The sequence below is a fragment of the Streptococcus himalayensis genome, from assembly GCF_001708305.1.
In the GTDB taxonomy this organism is placed as follows: domain Bacteria; phylum Bacillota; class Bacilli; order Lactobacillales; family Streptococcaceae; genus Streptococcus; species Streptococcus himalayensis.
In genome coordinates this window covers 1,043,679-1,060,966 of the sequence record NZ_CP016953.1, presented here as the reverse complement: position 1 = coordinate 1,060,966, position 17,288 = coordinate 1,043,679, and the positions used below count along the sequence as shown (strand labels likewise).

Annotated in this window: 15 protein-coding genes and 2 pseudogenes; 6 read left to right on the top strand and 11 right to left on the bottom strand. The window is 42.4% G+C overall.

Annotation, left to right across the window (positions count from 1 at the left end):
* Positions 1-208: 208 nt before the first annotated feature.
* The 8 genes from pknB to BFM96_RS05000 all read right to left on the bottom strand — a co-directional run bounded on the left by pknB (position 209) and on the right by BFM96_RS05000 (position 10,426).
* Positions 209-2,083: a Stk1 family PASTA domain-containing Ser/Thr kinase gene (pknB, locus tag BFM96_RS05035; RefSeq protein ID WP_068991143.1), complete on the bottom strand. Its 1,875-nt coding sequence runs from the start codon at positions 2,081-2,083 to the stop codon at positions 209-211.
* Entirely contained in the window at positions 2,080-2,820 is a 741-nt protein-coding gene (locus tag BFM96_RS05030) for a Stp1/IreP family PP2C-type Ser/Thr phosphatase (protein WP_068991140.1), read from the bottom strand. Before BFM96_RS05030 ends, pknB begins: the two co-directional genes overlap by 4 nt.
* A gap of 18 nt (positions 2,821-2,838) precedes the next feature.
* A complete protein-coding gene (gene rsmB / locus BFM96_RS05025; protein WP_068991137.1) occupies positions 2,839-4,149 on the bottom strand; it encodes a 16S rRNA (cytosine(967)-C(5))-methyltransferase RsmB in 1,311 nt (436 codons plus the stop codon).
* Positions 4,139-5,074, bottom strand: coding sequence for a methionyl-tRNA formyltransferase (gene fmt, locus BFM96_RS05020; RefSeq protein WP_068991134.1), 936 nt, complete (start codon positions 5,072-5,074; stop codon positions 4,139-4,141). The genes rsmB and fmt overlap by 11 nt, the downstream gene beginning before the upstream one ends.
* Before the next feature lie 22 nt (positions 5,075-5,096).
* Positions 5,097-7,478 carry a primosomal protein N' gene (locus BFM96_RS05015; RefSeq protein ID WP_068991131.1) on the bottom strand — a complete coding sequence of 794 codons (2,382 nt, stop codon included), beginning with the start codon at positions 7,476-7,478 and terminating at the stop codon, positions 5,097-5,099.
* Positions 7,479-7,591: 113 nt separating this feature from the next.
* Positions 7,592-7,906, bottom strand: coding sequence for a DNA-directed RNA polymerase subunit omega (rpoZ, locus tag BFM96_RS05010; protein WP_068991129.1), 315 nt, complete (start codon positions 7,904-7,906; stop codon positions 7,592-7,594).
* Between the two features lie 16 nt (positions 7,907-7,922).
* The gene (gene gmk / locus BFM96_RS05005; RefSeq protein WP_188595279.1) at positions 7,923-8,546 is read right to left on the bottom strand and encodes a guanylate kinase; all 624 of its coding nucleotides are present in this window, start codon (positions 8,544-8,546) and stop codon (positions 7,923-7,925) included.
* A 272-nt stretch (positions 8,547-8,818) separates the two neighbouring features.
* A complete protein-coding gene (locus BFM96_RS05000) occupies positions 8,819-10,426 on the bottom strand; it encodes a ribonuclease Y (RefSeq protein WP_068991123.1) in 1,608 nt (535 codons plus the stop codon).
* 184 nt (positions 10,427-10,610) lie between these two features.
* Between BFM96_RS05000 and BFM96_RS04995 the strand changes: the two genes are divergently transcribed.
* Positions 10,611-11,093: an S-ribosylhomocysteine lyase gene (locus BFM96_RS04995; RefSeq protein WP_068991122.1), complete on the top strand. Its 483-nt coding sequence runs from the start codon at positions 10,611-10,613 to the stop codon at positions 11,091-11,093.
* A 41-nt stretch (positions 11,094-11,134) separates the two neighbouring features.
* Here BFM96_RS04995 and BFM96_RS04990 read toward each other — a convergent pair whose 3' ends face one another.
* On the bottom strand, positions 11,135-11,803 hold the full coding sequence (locus BFM96_RS04990) for an ABC transporter ATP-binding protein (protein ID WP_068991119.1): 669 nt from the start codon (positions 11,801-11,803) through the stop codon (positions 11,135-11,137).
* A 10-nt stretch (positions 11,804-11,813) separates the two neighbouring features.
* Complete coding sequence (locus tag BFM96_RS04985) at positions 11,814-12,884, bottom strand: ABC transporter permease (RefSeq protein ID WP_068991117.1); 1,071 nt, start codon at positions 12,882-12,884, stop codon at positions 11,814-11,816.
* A gap of 708 nt (positions 12,885-13,592) precedes the next feature.
* On the opposite strand from BFM96_RS04985, the gene BFM96_RS04975 reads away from it, so the two are divergent.
* The 5 genes and pseudogenes from BFM96_RS04975 to BFM96_RS11450 all read left to right on the top strand — a co-directional run.
* Positions 13,593-13,778, top strand: a complete 186-nt coding sequence (locus tag BFM96_RS04975; protein WP_068991101.1) for a hypothetical protein — start codon at positions 13,593-13,595, stop codon at positions 13,776-13,778.
* A complete protein-coding gene (tnpB, locus tag BFM96_RS04970) occupies positions 13,759-14,109 on the top strand; it encodes an IS66 family insertion sequence element accessory protein TnpB (protein ID WP_068991100.1) in 351 nt (116 codons plus the stop codon). Before BFM96_RS04975 ends, tnpB begins: the two co-directional genes overlap by 20 nt.
* A gap of 49 nt (positions 14,110-14,158) precedes the next feature.
* Positions 14,159-14,365, top strand: a complete 207-nt coding sequence (locus BFM96_RS04965; RefSeq protein WP_068991099.1) for an IS66 family transposase — start codon at positions 14,159-14,161, stop codon at positions 14,363-14,365.
* Positions 14,319-15,059 (top strand): annotated as a pseudogene (locus BFM96_RS11455) (IS66 family transposase); the annotation flags it as partial. The gene BFM96_RS04965 and the pseudogene BFM96_RS11455, both read left to right, overlap by 47 nt.
* A 102-nt stretch (positions 15,060-15,161) precedes the next feature.
* Positions 15,162-15,873: pseudogene (locus tag BFM96_RS11450) on the top strand (IS66 family transposase); the annotation flags it as partial.
* 118 nt (positions 15,874-15,991) lie between these two features.
* Here the strand turns inward: BFM96_RS11450 and BFM96_RS04950 are convergent.
* Positions 15,992-17,284, bottom strand: coding sequence for a cell division site-positioning protein MapZ family protein (locus BFM96_RS04950; protein WP_068991097.1), 1,293 nt, complete (start codon positions 17,282-17,284; stop codon positions 15,992-15,994).
* Positions 17,285-17,288: the final 4 nt, after the last annotated feature.

Below are 17,288 nucleotides of genomic sequence, written 5' to 3'. Positions count from 1 at the left end.
GATTATGAAATAATACTCAGCTGAACTCTAGTTCTACCAGCAGTTTTTAGGACACAAGCTACCCTAGTTTTATCTACACCTTCCACAATTCTTAATTGTAGAACCTAGTCAGAGGTTGATTTTTATAGAGCACTACATCGATTACCGGACTACTCTAGCAGAAATTACAAAAAGAACTGGGCAGCCACCCAATTCTTTTTAGGATTTCTTATTCAATCGTGCTAGACGATACCGTGGAAGAAGGTTGCGTATCACTGCTCTCTTCTGTACTTGAGTTACTGCGGCGTTCACTAGAGGAACGACTGCTGGATTCTGAATGAGCGGTAGAAGGATCTTCTTTCGGTTCGTAAATATAAAGAACGATTCGTGCACTCTTTAGGCTAAAGTTCGCATTAACGTCTGGCGTTTGTTTGACAATCAAACCTGCCGCATATCCATAAGGATTATCATCTGGATTGGCCGTTGTTCGTCTTTCGATATTTGCTTCCTTAACTCCCAGAATTTGTGTTAAATTTTGCACAGCAAATTCGTAGCTGGACCCAAGATAACTTGGCATGCTGGTATTGGCCATTTCTTTTGCGACACGCAGCGTAATACGCTGTTTATCTGCTCGATTATAAATCGTTCGTGCTTCTGGCGTTTGTTCAATGACCGTTCCAGCTTCATAATCATTGGTCTCTACTTCTTCAATTCGAATGACTTCTTGTGAAATCTTGTGATTTTGAACCAAGTCATTGATGACATCTGTCTTTTTCCAACCGATATAATTGGCTATAGAAAAGGTATCTGGCCCCTCTGAAATCACTAAATCAACACTGGTTCCTTCGCGACGTTGGGTCCCTGCCTTGGGTTCTGTTCGAATGACTGTCCCAGCAGCAATGTCATCATGCTTTTCTGTTTTTTCTTTACCGACCTTTAAGCCCGCCTCTTCAATGGCTGAGCGAGCCTGGGCAACAGTCTGGCCATTGACTTCTGGGACCGTAGTACTGGATGGGCTTAACCAGATTAACGCACCTAAGGCTGCTAAAACCAAGAAAACTGCTAACATCAACACCTTGTATCTTGTTCGTAAGCGACGTTTTTTCTTAGGCTTACTGGACAAATTTGGCGAAATCGGAGCCTTATTCGGTGTCGTTGGTTCTGTTTGTGCCACTCTTGCTGACGCTTCTTGCAAAGGAGGCTGGGGCATTTTTGGTAAAGTTTTGGTATCTGCTTTTCCGGCATCATCAAAGAGAAGTCTAGCTTCCGTTCGTCGCTCATAAGAAAGGCTACTCGATAAATCGACATACATCTCTGCTACCGACTGGTAGCGGTCTGGTAATTTCTTGGCCGTTGCCTTAATCACGACATTTTCCAAAGCTTGTGGTACACGAGGATTTTCGCTGATGATGGAAGGGAGCGGTTTTTGAAAATGCTGAAGAGCAATGGTAACAGCACTATCCCCATCATAAGGAATATGACCGGTTAACATCTCGTAGAAAATAATTCCCATCGCATAGATATCGCTTTGAACCGTTGCTTTGGAGCCACGTGCTTGCTCTGGAGACAAGTAATGGACAGACCCCAGCATCGAATTGGTCTGCGTCAAACTGGTTTCTGCAAATGCCACTGCAATCCCAAAGTCGGTCACCTTGGCATTGCCATCAGGTGTCAACAAGACATTTTGCGGTTTCAAATCTCTGTGAACAATACCTCTCGTATGTGCCAAACGCATAGCTAAGAGAATTTGCCCCATAATCCGAACTGCTTCTTCATTAGTTAGATAGCCTCGGTCTTTAATATAACGTTTTAAATCCAGTCCTTCCACATATTCCATTGCAAGATACTGTTGACCGTCTTCTTCTCCAATGTCCGTTATCCGAACGATATGCGGGTGATCCAAATCTGCCATGGCACGGGCTTCACGTTGAAAGCGTGCCACTGCAATCGGATCGGTCTGGTAATTGGTCCTAAGAACCTTTACCGCAACCTCTTGTCCATCTAAAATAAGATCCTTAGCGAGATAGACATCTGCCATCCCCCCACGGCCTATTTGCTTGATGATTCGATACCGTCCAGCAAAAATTTTGCCGACTTGAATCATGCCAAGTCCTCCTCAGTCACGTGAACAAGGGCTACGGTGATATTATCCAGCCCACCAGCATTATTGGCAAAGCGAATCAGGGTCTCTGCCTTGTCCGCCAAGCTAATATCGCTGGTCACAATATCATAAATTTCACTATCTGAAATCATATTGGAGAGACCATCGCTGTTTAATACAAGATAGTCACCAATATCTAGACTGACCATACCAACGTCTGGTTCTACCTCATCTTTTTGCCCAATAGACTGGGTAATGATATTGCGTTGCGGATGTCGCTCTGCCTCTTCTGGCGTCAACTGACCGGCTTTTAATAGAGCGTTAACAAGCGAATGATCGCTGGTTAATTGTGTGTAGTTTTCTCCACGAATCAAGCCAATCCGTGAATCACCAATATGGGCATAAATCGCTTGATTGCCAATAATGGCAAGAGCTTCAAGAGTTGTTCCCATGCCTTTATAGGCCTCATCTTGACCAAATTGATGAATTTTTTGATTTTCTTCTTCGATGTGGTGGGCAAACCATTCCCGAACTTCGTTAATGGTAGAAATCTGTGTATTGACCCAAGCTGCACCTAGATCGGTGACTGCCATCTCACTAGCAATATTTCCTGCACGATGACCGCCCATGCCATCAGCTAAGATCACCATGCTCATTCCTGCACGATTGACAAATTGATTCACATAATCTTGATTGTTGGTGCGTTTCTGCCCAACGTCTGTTAGTAATGCAATTTCCATACTCGTTTTGTCCTCCTATTAGACGATTCGTTTAAATTGGCTGATAAAGAAGCCATCACTTCCATAGAGTTCAGGGGTGATGAGAATGCAACCATCTTTTACAATATCCTGTCTGTCATGCTCGAGTTTTACCTGTTCAAATGCTGGATGGTCTGTTAAAAATTGTTTGACCACCTGCATATTTTCTTCTGAGATAATCGTACAGGTACTATAGGTTATTATACCACCTTTTCGCACACTTTGACAAACATTGTTTAATATCTCTAGCTGAATTTCCTGCAAACGGGTAAAATCTGCCGTTTCCTTATTGTATTTGATGTCTGGTTTGCGACGCAGCAGCCCAATACCAGAGCAAGGAGCATCAACTAAAATTTTGTCAAAGGCATCTGCACCAAATGCTTCAAAGACTTCTCTAGCGTCTAGCTTTTTCGTCATGACTTTATCCGCCACACCTAGTCGCTGGGCATTTTGCTCAATCAAGGCTAGTTTATGGTCGTACAAATCAAGAGCTGTCACTGTTCCCGTGGTCAAATAGCTGGCAATATGCGTGGTCTTACCACCCGGAGCTGCACAGGCATCTAGCACCGTTTCTTCTCCTTGAAGAGCAAGGGTCGGTGCAACGAGTTGGCTACTTTCATCCTGAATCGTAATCCGTCCTTCTTGAAAGGCAGCTGTCCCTGCAAAATGACCACTGGATTTGACTAAACCAACCGCTGACAAGAGAGAAGTTTCTGCATTCGTTTCTTGTTTTATTGTTTCTACATCGTCTGGATTTGTGACACGGACACTTGCTTTATTTCGTACCAATAAGCTCTCGAAAATCATAATAGCCCGTTCTTCGCCGTATTCCTCTATCAGCTTTTTCACGAGCCAAACAGGCAAGGAATACTGAATGGATAAGCGTTTATTTTTTCGTTTAATGGTCGCAGGGTCTGGTAATTCCGTATCGATTAATTTCCTTAAAATGGCATTCACAAATCGATCAGTCCCACGACTTTTTTTGGCCAGCTCGACCGCTTCGTTGACAATCGCGTGGTTGGGAATTTTGTCCAAGTAGAGCATCTGATACAGGCTCATCATGAGCAGGTAATAGACCCAAGAATCCAGTTTATCTCGGTCCTCAATCACATGTGCCAGATACCATTCCAGAGTGATTTTTCGCATCACCGTCCCATAAACCAACTCTGTCACCAGTCCCTTATCTTTTTCGGATAAATTCGATGAGGATAGAGCTTGCTGGAGAGCCAAATTGGAATAGGCTCCCTCATCAAAAACCTGTCCTAAAAGCTTTAAAGCAAGCGATCGTGCTGTATCTTTTTTATTCACCAAATCGATCTCCTACTGCTAGTTTACGGCCAAATCCATTTAGAAAATCTGCAATCCCCATTCTAGGCTTGCCTGCTGGCTGAACTGTTTTTAGAGCAATGGCTCCCTGACCTGTCGCCACCACTAATTCCTTTTTAGAAAGTGCAATGATTTCCCCTGGTCTTCCAGAACCTTCTGCAAGCCTAGCTTCATAAATCTTAAAGCGTTCCCCCTTTAATAAGGTATGGGCTACCGGCCATGGGTACATTCCACGAATATGATTAAAGATTTGTCGATTGGTCTTAGTCCAATCAAGTCGCTCTTCTTCTGGGCTAATATTGGGCGAAAAGGTCACTTGGCTTGGATCTTGTGCTTCTGGTTTTAACTCTCCCGCTACATAAGCAGGAAGATTTTCGAGCAATAAATCACGACCTACAACTGCCAACTTCTCAAACAAGGTCCCGACATTGTCCTCGTCTGTAATTGGAATAGCACGCTTGGCAATCATGTCACCAGCATCCATTTCCTTGACCATCTCCATAAGGGTCACACCAGCCTCGCTCTCTCCATTGATAAGGGCATAATGAATCGGTGCTCCACCACGGTATTTGGGAAGAAGAGAAGCATGGACATTGACTGCAAAATGGACACTATTCAACAATTTTGTCGGTAAAAATTGCCCAAATGCTGCGGTGACAATGCCATCTGCACCTAGCGACATCAATGCGTCTAATTCTGGACTACCAGATAATTTTTCTGGTTGGTAAACTGGTAGGTTATGTGCCAAAGCTACTTCTTTGACAGGTGTCACTCGAATTTCTTTTTTTCTGCCGACCGCACGATCTGGCTGGGTCACCACCGCTAGAATCTCATACTGATCATCTCCTAACAAGCCTTTTAGCACTGTTGCTGAAAATGCAGGTGTCCCCATAAAAATCAATTTTGTCATCCTTGTGTAATCCTTTCTATTCTCACATAAACTGCTGTGGCTCTTGATCAATCATCAAACGCAAATCTTTGTTAGCCTTCTCTTGACTAAAATCCAACACGCGATTCAAGGTTGCAGCCAACTCATCTTCAAACCGATACTTGAGAATAATCTGATAATGGTAGAGATTATGCGTTCGTGCAATCGGTTTAGGCGTTGGCCCTAAAATTTGAATTTGCTCAGATAGACCACTTTGCAAAATAGCCATCACTTGATAAGCTCGTTTGATAACCTCTTCCTCGCTTTTGTTTGACAGGGTAATCCCTATCGTATAGTAGTAAGGCGGATAGCCTAGCTTTCTGCGAATGCCCATTTCATAAGCGTAAAATCCTTCATAATCCTGAGCCCTGGCAAAAGAAATGGCATAATGCTGGGGATTGTAAGTTTGAATCAAAACTCGCCCCTCTTTTTCTGCTCGCCCCGCACGACCAGCCACCTGAGTCAGGAGCTGAAAAGTTCGCTCTGAGGAACGAAAATCAGGTAAATTCAAAGCTGTATCAGCATTTAACACACCCACTAAGGTCACATTTGGAAAATCCAAGCCCTTCGCAATCATCTGAGTTCCCAATAAAATATCGGCTTCGCCATTGCCAAAAGCCTCTAAAATCGTCTCATGACTTCCTTTTTTCCGTGTCGTATCGACATCCATCCGTAAAATCCTAGCTTCTGGAAAAATCTCTGCTAACTCATCGTAGGCCTTCTGGGTACCTGAGCCATAGTAGCGGATACTCGAACTGCTACATTGAGAACAAAGCTTAGGAATTTCTTTAAAAAATCCACAATAATGGCAATTCATCGTCTTGGTATCCATATGAAGGGTCAAGGAAATATCACAGTTGGGGCAAGTATCCACCGTTCCGCATTCTCGACACATGACAAAGGAAGAATAGCCCCGCCGATTGAGCATCAATACAATCTGCTCTCGTCTCTCTAAACGGTCGCGAATGGCCTCAATCAAAACCGGTGTGAAATTACTAGCCTCTTGCTGACCAATGTAATCCCTAAAATCGATCACTTCCACAGCAGGCACACGTGCCATTGGATTGGCTCTTCTTGTCAACTGTAAAAACTCATATACTCCCTTGCCTGCTCTGGCACGACTTTCTAAACTCGGCGTCGCAGAGCCTAAGACTAGGACGGCTTGATTATATTGTGCCCGCAAAATAGCCACATCCCGTGCATGGTAGCGAGGATTCGAATCCTGCTTATAGGTCGCCTCATGCTCTTCATCAATGATAATGGCTCCAATTTGTTTCAAGGGGGCAAAAATAGCCGAGCGAGCCCCTACAACGACTTGAGCTTCACCACGTTCGACCTTACGCCACTCATCGTATTTTTCGCCCTTGGATAAACCCGAGTGCAAAATAGCCACCTTTTTCCCAAAACGCCCGATAAAGCGATTGGTCATCTGTGGGGTCAGGGAAATCTCTGGCACCAAAACAATGGCAGTCTTACCACGCTTCAAGGTTTCCTCAATAATTTGAAGATAAACTTCTGTTTTGCCACTTCCCGTAATCCCCTCCAACAAAAAAGGAGAAGAAGTGGTTCCAATCTTTTCCACAACGTTTTTAACAACCTTGGCTTGCTCATCATTTAAAACAAGAGCCGTTGTTGAGGCAATATCCTCAAAATAAGCACTGGAGCGTTCAACTTCACGTTCGAACAGACTGAGAAAACCTTCCGAAATAAAGTGATTGACCACTTCACGAGAAAATGTCTTCCGAAGCTTCGCTACATTTCCCTCTTCCCTATGTTCTAACAAATACCTTTGCAATTCCTGACGCTTCTTCGCACGATTGGAAAATACGACCCTAGCTAAATCTTCTGCATGTACCTGATACCAATGTTCGATCTTGATATGCTTTTGGTCAACCGCTTGATACTCCAATCGAATGACACCTTGCCGCACCAACCGCATCACTCGAGCTTGTAAGACCACATCGAGAGAAGAAAAACGAATGCTCTCTTGATTTTGGAAAATCTCTTTGTCATCTAACTCAGACAAGCCCTCTTCTTTGAATAACAATTTATCATAACTCGAATTCAAGAAACTAGGCAACATAGCCTTCAAGAGGGTGATTTTATAAGAAAAAACAGTCTTTCTCAGCTCATCTGCCAGCCACAACTGCTCCGTATTCAACACAGGAGAAAAATCCAAGACTTCAGCGATAGGTTTAAGTGTTTCTTTTACTTCATCTGAAAAACCCACCACTATTCCTTGAATCAAGCGATTTCCCTTTCCAAACGGCACATGAACCCGCATGCCGATCTCCAGCCACTCCAGCCATTCATCGGGAACACCATAATGGTAGGGTTTGTCGGTCTGCATCAAAGGAACATCCACAATCACTTTTGCAACACGCATTTCTTCACCTCCTATTCTACTAGCAACAATAGAAAAAGAGTGAAAAGAACGCAAAAATCAGTCATTTTTGTTCCCCCTCACTCCTCTAAGTACCTGTCTTGGCTAAAACTAGCTTAAATTTTTTCGCCTTCTTCTTTTTCTTTGGCAATTTGTTCTTTAATCTTGCGCTCTTCTTCTTCTTGACGACGGCGCTCTTCTTCTGCACGGCGACGAACAGCCTCACGCTTGGCTTCTGGATCTGGATGAATCACAACATTTCCTGATTCAATTTCTTCCAACGCACGCAAGGTTGATTTAATGGATTTGAATTCCTGAGTTGGCTTAGCCCCAGCTTCTAACTCATGCGCTCGTTTGGCTTCCAAGATAACCAATGAATACTTTGATGGCACCTTGTCTAACAAAGTGTCAATAGAAGGTTTTAACATCATATCTCTTACCTATTTTCTAATTTTTTATCCCTTTTAGCATATCTTGGTAATGACCAATAACCCGATCAACCCGGAAATGCTCTGCTTCAATGACACGTTTGACCCGCTCAGCAGCCAAAGCCACTTGGTCATTGACAATTGCGTAGTCATACTCTCGCATCAAAGCAATTTCTTCTTTTGCCTTTTCAATTCGCTGAGCAATGACCTCAGCACTATCTGTCCCACGCCCAACCAGACGATCCTGTAATTCCTCTAAATCTGGTGGGGTTAAAAAGATAAATACAGCATCTGGAACGCGTTTTTTTACTTGAAGGGCTCCTTGAACTTCAATTTCAAGAAAGACATCAATGCCTCTATCCAGCGTTTCATTGACATAGGTCAAGGGAGTGCCGTAGTAATTACCTACATACTCCGCATATTCCAACATCTGACCTTGACGAATCAACTCTTCAAATTCTTCACGTGTTCTAAAGAAATAATCCACGCCATCCACTTCACCAGGACGTTGAGGACGAGTCGTCATCGATACAGAATATTGAAATTGATTTTTGGAACTTTCAAAAATCTCACGCCGAACCGTTCCTTTCCCAACCCCAGAAGGGCCAGAAAAAACGATTAACAAACCACGTTCTGCCATTATATCTCCTTCGCAATCTTTCTCTCTAGTCTATCAAAAAAACGCCTACTTTTCAACTCTTTTTTCTTTGAGGAAACAAGAAATGACTAAGAGAGCAGAAGCCATCCCAATTTTCCAGATTATCACTCTAATATAGAACATGCAAATAGCTTTTAAATGCCAAAAAATCAGCCTTTTGAAGCATCCACTATCTCTCCTAGCAAACCGGCACTCAGGATAATTTCTCCCTACAAATGAAAAGGGCTGGGATCTGATAACCCAACCTCTTCTCTTTTTTATTTAGCGTAATCAACTGCCCGCAGTTCACGAATAACAGTGACTTTGATATTTCCTGGATAATCCAAGTTATTCTCAATTTTCTCCCGAACTTGATGAGCCAAAATGGTAATCTTATCATCCTTAATCTGACCAGGATGAACCATAATCCGAATCTCACGACCGGCCTGCAAGGCAAAACTGGTCTTAACACCTTCAAAGCTATTGGCAATCTCTTCCAAATCATGGAGTCGTTTGATGTAGCTTTCAAGGGATTCACTTCGAGCTCCTGGGCGAGCGGCACTCAAGGCATCGGCTGCCGCCACAATGACAGCAATGACGCTATCTGGCTCAACATCTCCATGATGACTAGCAATAGTGTTCACCACTACTGGATGTTCCTTGTACTTACGGGCTAATTCCGTTCCAATCTCAACGTGGCTACCTTCCACTTCACGGTCAATGGCTTTTCCAATGTCATGCAGGAAGCCTGCACGCTTGGCTAAATTAACATTTTCGCCCAATTCTCCTGCAATAATGCCAGAGAGTTTGGCCACCTCAATCGAATGACGGAGGACATTTTGACCGTATGACGTCCGGAATTGCAGGCGTCCCATAATCTTCATCAAATCTGGATGGAGATTTGGAGCACCAATCTCATAAGCAGCTGCCTCTCCATACTCGCGGATACGATTGTCAATTTCCAAACGATTTTTTTCCACCAACTCTTCAATCCGAGCTGGATGAATCCGTCCATCCTTCAGCAGCGTTTCCATCGTCATTCGTGCAATTTCACGACGAACAGGGTCAAATCCCGACAAGGTCACCACTTCTGGTGTGTCATCAATAATGACATCAATCCCTGTCAAACTCTCAAAGGTTCGAATATTTCGGCCTTCACGACCAATAATCCGACCTTTCATGCTATCATCTGGCAGATGCACCGTCGAATTGGTCTGCTCTGCTACATAATCTCCAGCAATTCGCTGCATTGCTTGTACCAAGATATCCTTGGCTAACTTGTCCGAACGTTCCTTGACCTCTTGTTCTGCTTCACGAATCCGCGTTGCAATTTCCTTGGTCAATTTCTCTTCTGTCTGCGTTAGAATGATATCCTTGGCTTCTTGTTGCGAAAGAGCGGCGACGCGCTCTAGTTCCGCTGCTTTTTGCTCTTCGAGCTCTGACAGCTTGCCCTCGCGTTCATCAAGGTTTTTCGCCTTATCAGAAATACTTTGTTCTCTCTGATCGAGTGTTTTTTCTTTGTTGGTTAAATTATCATCTTTACGATCAAGGCTGGTCGCACGCTCTGTCAAGCGGCTCTCCAATTGCTTTAATTCTTGACGTTCAGACTTAAATTCTGCATCAACTTCCTCTCGATATTTTCTGGCTTCTTCTTTTGCCTCTAATAGTGCTTCTTTTTTAAGGGACTTGCTTTCGTGACGAACTTCTTTTAAAATCAAGTCCGCTTCACGCTCTGCTTGTCCACGTAAATTAGTTGCCTCTTGTTCAGCATTTAAAAGCGTCAGTTCTGCAGCTTCTTTGAGTGATTTCATTCTGGCTGCAATACTGATATATCCAATGGCTAAACCAATGATGATGGCGAAAACAACTGCAAAAATCATTTCCATGCTTTCACCTCATTAAATGTTATATGAATTTAAAAATCCTTAACTATTTTATCATAAAATTGAAAAATTCACAAATTAAATTTTTAAAATGTTATCGCTCCCATTTTTTACGTCATGGGATTTGTCCCCTGCATTTTTTATAAATTTATGCTATAATACCCTTAGGAAATTAAAGGAGAATTCTATGACTAAAGAAGTTATTGTTGAAAGTTTTGAATTGGACCATACGATTGTCAAAGCCCCTTATGTGCGTTTGATTGGCGAGGAAACAGGTCCTAAAGGAGATGTGATTTCTAATTTCGATATTCGCTTGGTACAGCCCAACGAGGACTCCATCCCGACTGCTGGGATCCATACGATTGAACACTTACTTGCAAAATTAATTCGTACCCGGATCGACGGCATGATTGATTGCTCTCCATTTGGTTGCCGGACAGGATTTCACATGATTATGTGGGGACAACACACGACAACTGAAATTGCGCAGGTTATCAAAGATGCTCTTTCTGAAATTGCAACAACCACTACTTGGGAAGAGGTCCCAGGAACAACGATTGAATCCTGTGGTAACTACAAGGATCACAGCCTGTTTTCCGCCAAGGAATGGGCAAAACTGATTTTAGAACAAGGAATTTCAGATGACCCATTTGATCGTCATGTTATCTAAAAAATCGCTAGATTGATTTCTAGCGATTTTTTTAGAGTTTCTTATCGCACCAGCGTTAAAACACCGTCTTTCATTTCATACACCTTATCGCACTCTTCAATCATCCGGTGATCGTGGGTGACCATGATAATGGATTTATGGCGTTCTTTACTTTCTTTAGCAAGGAGCGCTACGACTTCAAAAGCTCGTTCCGTATCCAAACTGGCTGTCGGCTCATCTGCTAATATCAAGGCTGGATCATTATATAAAGCGCGGGCAATCGCCACTCGTTGGCGCTCTCCTCCGGATAAATCCTTGGGAAATTTTGTTTTTAAGTGTGCTACATCCAACTCTGCTAGCAATTGTTCTCTCTTTTCCTTATTGGGACGCTTATTAACACGGTCTACCAATTCCAACTGTTTTTCTACCGTCAAAAAAGGGATCAGATTAGAGGATTGGAGGATAAAACCAATATCTCGGTAACGAAGCTGGGCCCGTTTCTTTTCTGGTAAATCAGAATAATCTGCTTGATTAATGATAATCCGCCCCTCTGACGGAGTTTGCAAACCACCTGCCAAGGTCAAAAAAGTACTTTTTCCAGATCCAGATGGTCCGATAATCGCTACAAATTCTCCAGCTTCTACACTAAAATTCGTTGGTTTCAGAGCAGTAATCATCTGCTCTCCGTCCTGAAATTGTTTACTAATGTTTTCAAATACTAAGGTACTCATCTTTTTCCTCCTAGGATAAATTCTGCAATGGATCGACTTTAAAAATGGAGCGAACAGAGAAGCTAGCACCCATTAAGGCAAAGAAAATTAAGGAAATACCCACCCCTCCATAGAAAAGCCAATTATTCTCAAAGGGAACAGCGCTTGGAAGAGCAAGGGAGGACAGATAAGTCAAGACGAGACCAAGAAGCGTACCAAATCCAGAAAGTAAGAAGGTCTGTGCTACGACACTCGCTGAAATAAACCCATTTGATAAACCTTGAATCTTCATCAAACCAAAAATGGGTGCTTTTTGCGTTGTCAAGACATAGAGGAAGATAGCAACTACAATGGCAGCAATCACAACCAAAAAACCAATCATAAAGGCAAAGGTCACATTTTGCGCCTTATAACCTGGAAGATGTTCGATAAAATCAGCAGTCGTTAATTTCTCCAATTCTTCTGGATAAGCAGTCACATCCCCTCGAACAATCATTGCACTCATCAAGGTAACATCAGCTTGATTTGGCACCTTACTCGTTGTTGGTAAATCGTCAAAGTCCATATAGACAACTGGAGCGACACTAAAGGCTGCACGATCTGTGTATCCAACAATGGTCACAGGTTCATCAAAAGCAGAGAGGTAAATCCTTTTTCCTAGTTCAAAACCTTCTTTTTCTCCTAAGGATTTATCAACGACGATCTCGTGTGCCTTTTCAAACAAACGCCCTTCTACGATATTCGGTTCTATAAAGGAGCCCTTTTCAATGGCAAATACACTAATTTTTTCCTTATCGTCAGAACTTGCATCCTTTTTTACCCACGCTGCACCTGCTTGTTGCTTGAGGAGCGCCTTCTCATCAGCTACTACATCATCTGCTAAGCGACTATCAATGTGCGAAGCTGTCATCAACTTGTTGGCCTCTGATGAGAGCAAGACTGTATCTGCCTGCCATTTATCAACTGCTGCCCTATTTTGTTGCATCAAGCCATAGGCCAATCCTGTCAGGAAAAAAACCAGATAGGCTATCAGTACTAATAACCCCAGAACCAAGCCATAACGGAGCTTACTCTGACGCATTTCTTCAATTGCTAAAAACATATATCCTCATTTCTATTTGTTCATTCGTATCACTTTTCTTTTGTCTTCCCTATTTCCAATCGGAATGTTAGGTAGAATTTTTATCATTTTTCACATTTTTACTCCCTCTTTTAATTCTCATGAGAACTATTTTAGTTCTTACGAGAACAAATTGCAAGAATTTTGCTCACTTCCTTTAATAAACAGAGAAAAAGTTGATTAGCTCCACTGATTTCTTCGCAAAATTTATTCTATTTTATGCCATCCACTTGTTTTGATACGTCTAACATAGAAAAGTTCTGTTCATACTCTATAAACATCAAAATCTGCTAGGTTCCACAATTGAGAATTGTAGAAGGTGATAGATAAAACTAACCTAGCTTGTGTCCTAAAAATCGCAGATAAAACTAAAGGTTACGCTGAAGATTATTCCATAATCCTTATTTCCAACCTTCCACAGTCCGGTGGACTGTTGAAGCAGAGTGATACTCATTTAATTTCAAAAATAGCTACTACCATATATAAAAATTTATTTTTTGCTATGAAGTGGGCTAAGTAAGTCAAACAGAATACTTTTTCAGTAAATGAAAAGAACAGTGACAAAAAAAGAAGTAGGAAACATTTAAGAAAGTCGCAAAATTACTGTAACCGCCCAATAACGAGGTGTCTATGATATTTTCCACGCCTCTAGTATACTGTTATCAGAAAACAGAACTGGAGGCTATTTTGATGTCACAACCTATTGTTCCCTTGAAAACACCACAATCTCGTCGATTTCCTCATAAATCCAGAAATGATCTGGTAATGAAAATGCGTATTGGAAAAGTTGAACTAAGCTTGTTCCAATCTCTTCATCAAGAAACACTGGAAACTATTTTAGATAAGGTACTTGCTTATGAGCATCCGACTCAGTGATTTAGGGCAGGTCTATCTGGTTTGTGGCAAAACCGATATGAGACAGGGGATTGATTCGCTGGCTTATCTTGTTAAACGTCAATTTGAATTAGATTCCTTTTCTGGTCAAGTTTTTCTTTTCTGTGGTGGTCGCAAAGACCGGTTCAAAGCTCTTTACTGGGATGGACAAGGTTTCTGGTTGCTTTACAAGCGATTTGAAAATGGCAAACTCACTTGGCCTAATGATGAACATGAGGTAAAAGCCCTAACTTCCGAGCAAGTAGACTGGCTGATGAAGGGATTTTCGATAAGTCCTAAAATAAAATCTACAAAAAGTCGTGATTTCTATTGAAATCATGGCTTTCTTTTCGGTATAATAAAGAAAACTGGAGGGCAAAACTATGGAAGAGTTATTAGCCATTATTAAACAACAGGCTTCTACAATTGATAACCTGACCAATGAGTTGACCCTCCTTCGTGAACAGGTGGCTTATCTGACACAAAAGCTCTATGGCAAGTCATCAGAAAAGGTTGTGCATCAAACTGGTCAGCTAAGTCTCTTTGAAGAAGAACCACTTCCTGAAGAAGACGCTGACTTACCCAGGTGACACAGAAACGATTACCTATCAACGTAAGAAAACCAAGGGAGTTCGTCAGGCTGTTTTCAGTCAGTTTACTCCGGAGATGGTTCATCATGAACTAAAAGGCGAAGACTGCACTTGTCCAGACTGTCATGGTCAGTTGAAAGAAATTGGTTCAACCGTCCAACGGCAAGAGTTGGTCTTCATTCCTGCACAATTGAAGCGAATTGACCATGTCCAACACGCTTACAAGTGTCAGGCGTGTAGCGAGAACAATCTTAGCGATAAAATTATCAAGGCTCCTGTTCCTAAGGCACCTCTGGCCCATAGCTTGGGGTCAGCCTCCATTATTGCCCACACCATTCATCAGAAGTTCAATCTGAAGGTCCCCAACTACCGCCAGGAAGAGGATTGGAACAAGCTTGTCTTGCCCATCACACGGAAGGAAATCGCCAACTGGCACATCAAGTCTAGTCAGTATTATTTCGAGCCGATTTATGACCTTCTGCACGAGAAATTACTAGAACAGCCTGTTCTCCATGCGGATGAGACTTCTTATAGGGTCTTGGAAAATGATAGCCAGTTGACCTTCTACTGGACCTTCTTATCTGGCAAGCATGAAGAACAGGGCATCACTCTTTATCATCACGATAAAGGGCGGAGTGGCTTGGTTGTGAAGGAGTTTCTTGGAGATTACACAGGCTATGTACATTGTGATATGTTACGGCAGTAACTTGGAACTTTAGTTCCTTAGTTCTGCCTATGCGATAGCAGTCCAAGCTTGAGGAACGAAGTGAGGATAAGCTTGGTTAACTGCGAACCGCTGAGTGCCTATCGACAGTTAGAACAAGCTCAGCTAGTTGGTTGTTGGGCTCATGTCAGAAGATCTTTTTTGAGGCCACTCCTAAGAAGGCAGACAAGACTTCCTTGGGTGCCAAGGGATTAGCCTATTGCGACCGTCTATTTGCCTTGGAGAATGACTGGGTTGACCTCTCTACTGAAGAGCGACTACATAAACGCCAGGCAGAGTTAGCCCCTTTGATGGATGAGTTTTTCGACTGGTGCCGCAATCAATCTATTTTACCTGGATCAAAACTTGGTCGTGCGATAGAGTATAGCCTTAAATATGAAGAACTATTCAAGGCAGTTCTTCAAGATAGCCGCTTGGTTCTATCCAATAATGTAGCAGAACGCGCTATTAAGTCCTTGGTCATGGGTAGGAGTGAAAGAGTCCAGTGAACTCTTTCAGCCTGAGCTTAAAAATACAAAAGTGAAGGTGGTTGTTTTCTCAAAGTTTTGAGGGAGCCAAGTCAACAGCTATCATTCTGAGTTTACTGGAGACAGCTAAGAGGCATGGTCTTGATTCAGAGAAATATATGACTTATCTTCTGGAACATCTTCCAAACGAGGAGTCACTCGCAAAAAAGGAGGTTCTAGAGGCTTATTTACCGTTGCAAATAGAAAAGTTCCAGAGTCAATCAAGACTTTGGAACTTTTTTAATACACCTCGTTATGGAGCGGTTACAAATTACTAACTTTGATTTTTATTCAGTATAACGACGTCAGATTTTGATTGTTGACGAGTATCGCTTTGAAATGCAAAAAAGAGGACAAGTTCTATGACTCATCCTCCGTGGTTTTATTCAAAATAGACTAATAATCCAAGGCATCGGCATGGCCTTTGGCATTACCGACAAAGTAACCTGTCTTACAGTTCATACTAAACAAATAAGTTCCATCTGGCTTAAACAGATTGTAATAACCATTGCCGTTCACGATATTGACACGCTCGATAATATAATCATTCCCCTTGATATAGCCGCGTTGGCGAGAAGTCTCTAGGATTTTCTCTAAAATTCCCGGATTAAAGACCCAAGCTGGATTGTTGACATCATCAATGGCAGCTTGATTGTAAGGAACGCGACTGAGATGACGCTGCATATTTGCAACAGGGGCAATCGGGCTAACAGGAATTCCTGGAATTTGCACTTGACTTGGCACCACTTCCTGAGCTGGCTGTGCTGGAGTTGGCTGAACTGGTGCTGGAGCTGCTACCTCTACCGTTTCTGTCTGAGGTGCTGGGGTTGCCACTTGTTGACTACGCCCTAGGCTAATGGCTGATTGAAGGACTTTATCCAAGTCAGCATTTCCAGTATTTTCCTCTTTAAATTGAGCATCGCTTTTCGCTCTTACATCCGTATCCAATACGCCGTCTGTAATAGCTGGCGTTTCAAACTGAGAATTAACTGATTGAACAGCTGAAATTTGCTTGACCAGACTATCGTACTTAGCCTTAGCAGCCGTGTATTCAGAACTATCCTTTAATTTTTCAACAGCAGCTTTCAACTGATCTAAGTTCCCAAAACTACTATTTTTTAAGGCTAGTTTGTTCGCATCTGTAAAGAAAGAATCATAAAGGTCGTTGAATTCTTTCAAGGCTGTTTGCCCTGTGCTGGATGAAGATGACTGCTCTTTGGATGAAGAAGTCGTACTTGTCGCCGTCGTCGCTGGTTTTGCTTGATTTTTGTTCAAAGCTAAATAACCAGTCCCTCCAATCAAAGCTATAAGAAGAACTCCCACCGCTGAATAAATGACCCGCTTTTTCTTGTAGAAAGGAAGAACAACTAAGTCATCATCCTCTTCCACTTCAATCTCATCTATCACTGGTGTTGTGATTTCTTCTCGAACAGTTTGAATCATATCAGAAATAGCCGCTGTTTCAGCAACCTCCTCAACAGGAGTGGATTGAATTACTTTGGTATCAAACTTCCCAGCTGCAATCTCCGCTTCGTGTTGCTTGATATATTTATCTAAAACATTGTCATTTGGCTTCACACCCGCTTCGAATTCCTCATTTTTACGCATGGCTTGACCCACTGTCATCTTCTTTGCTTTTTCAAAATCTAAAGTGGATTCCAGGTCTTTTTTCAAATCTTTTTCGTCCATTGTG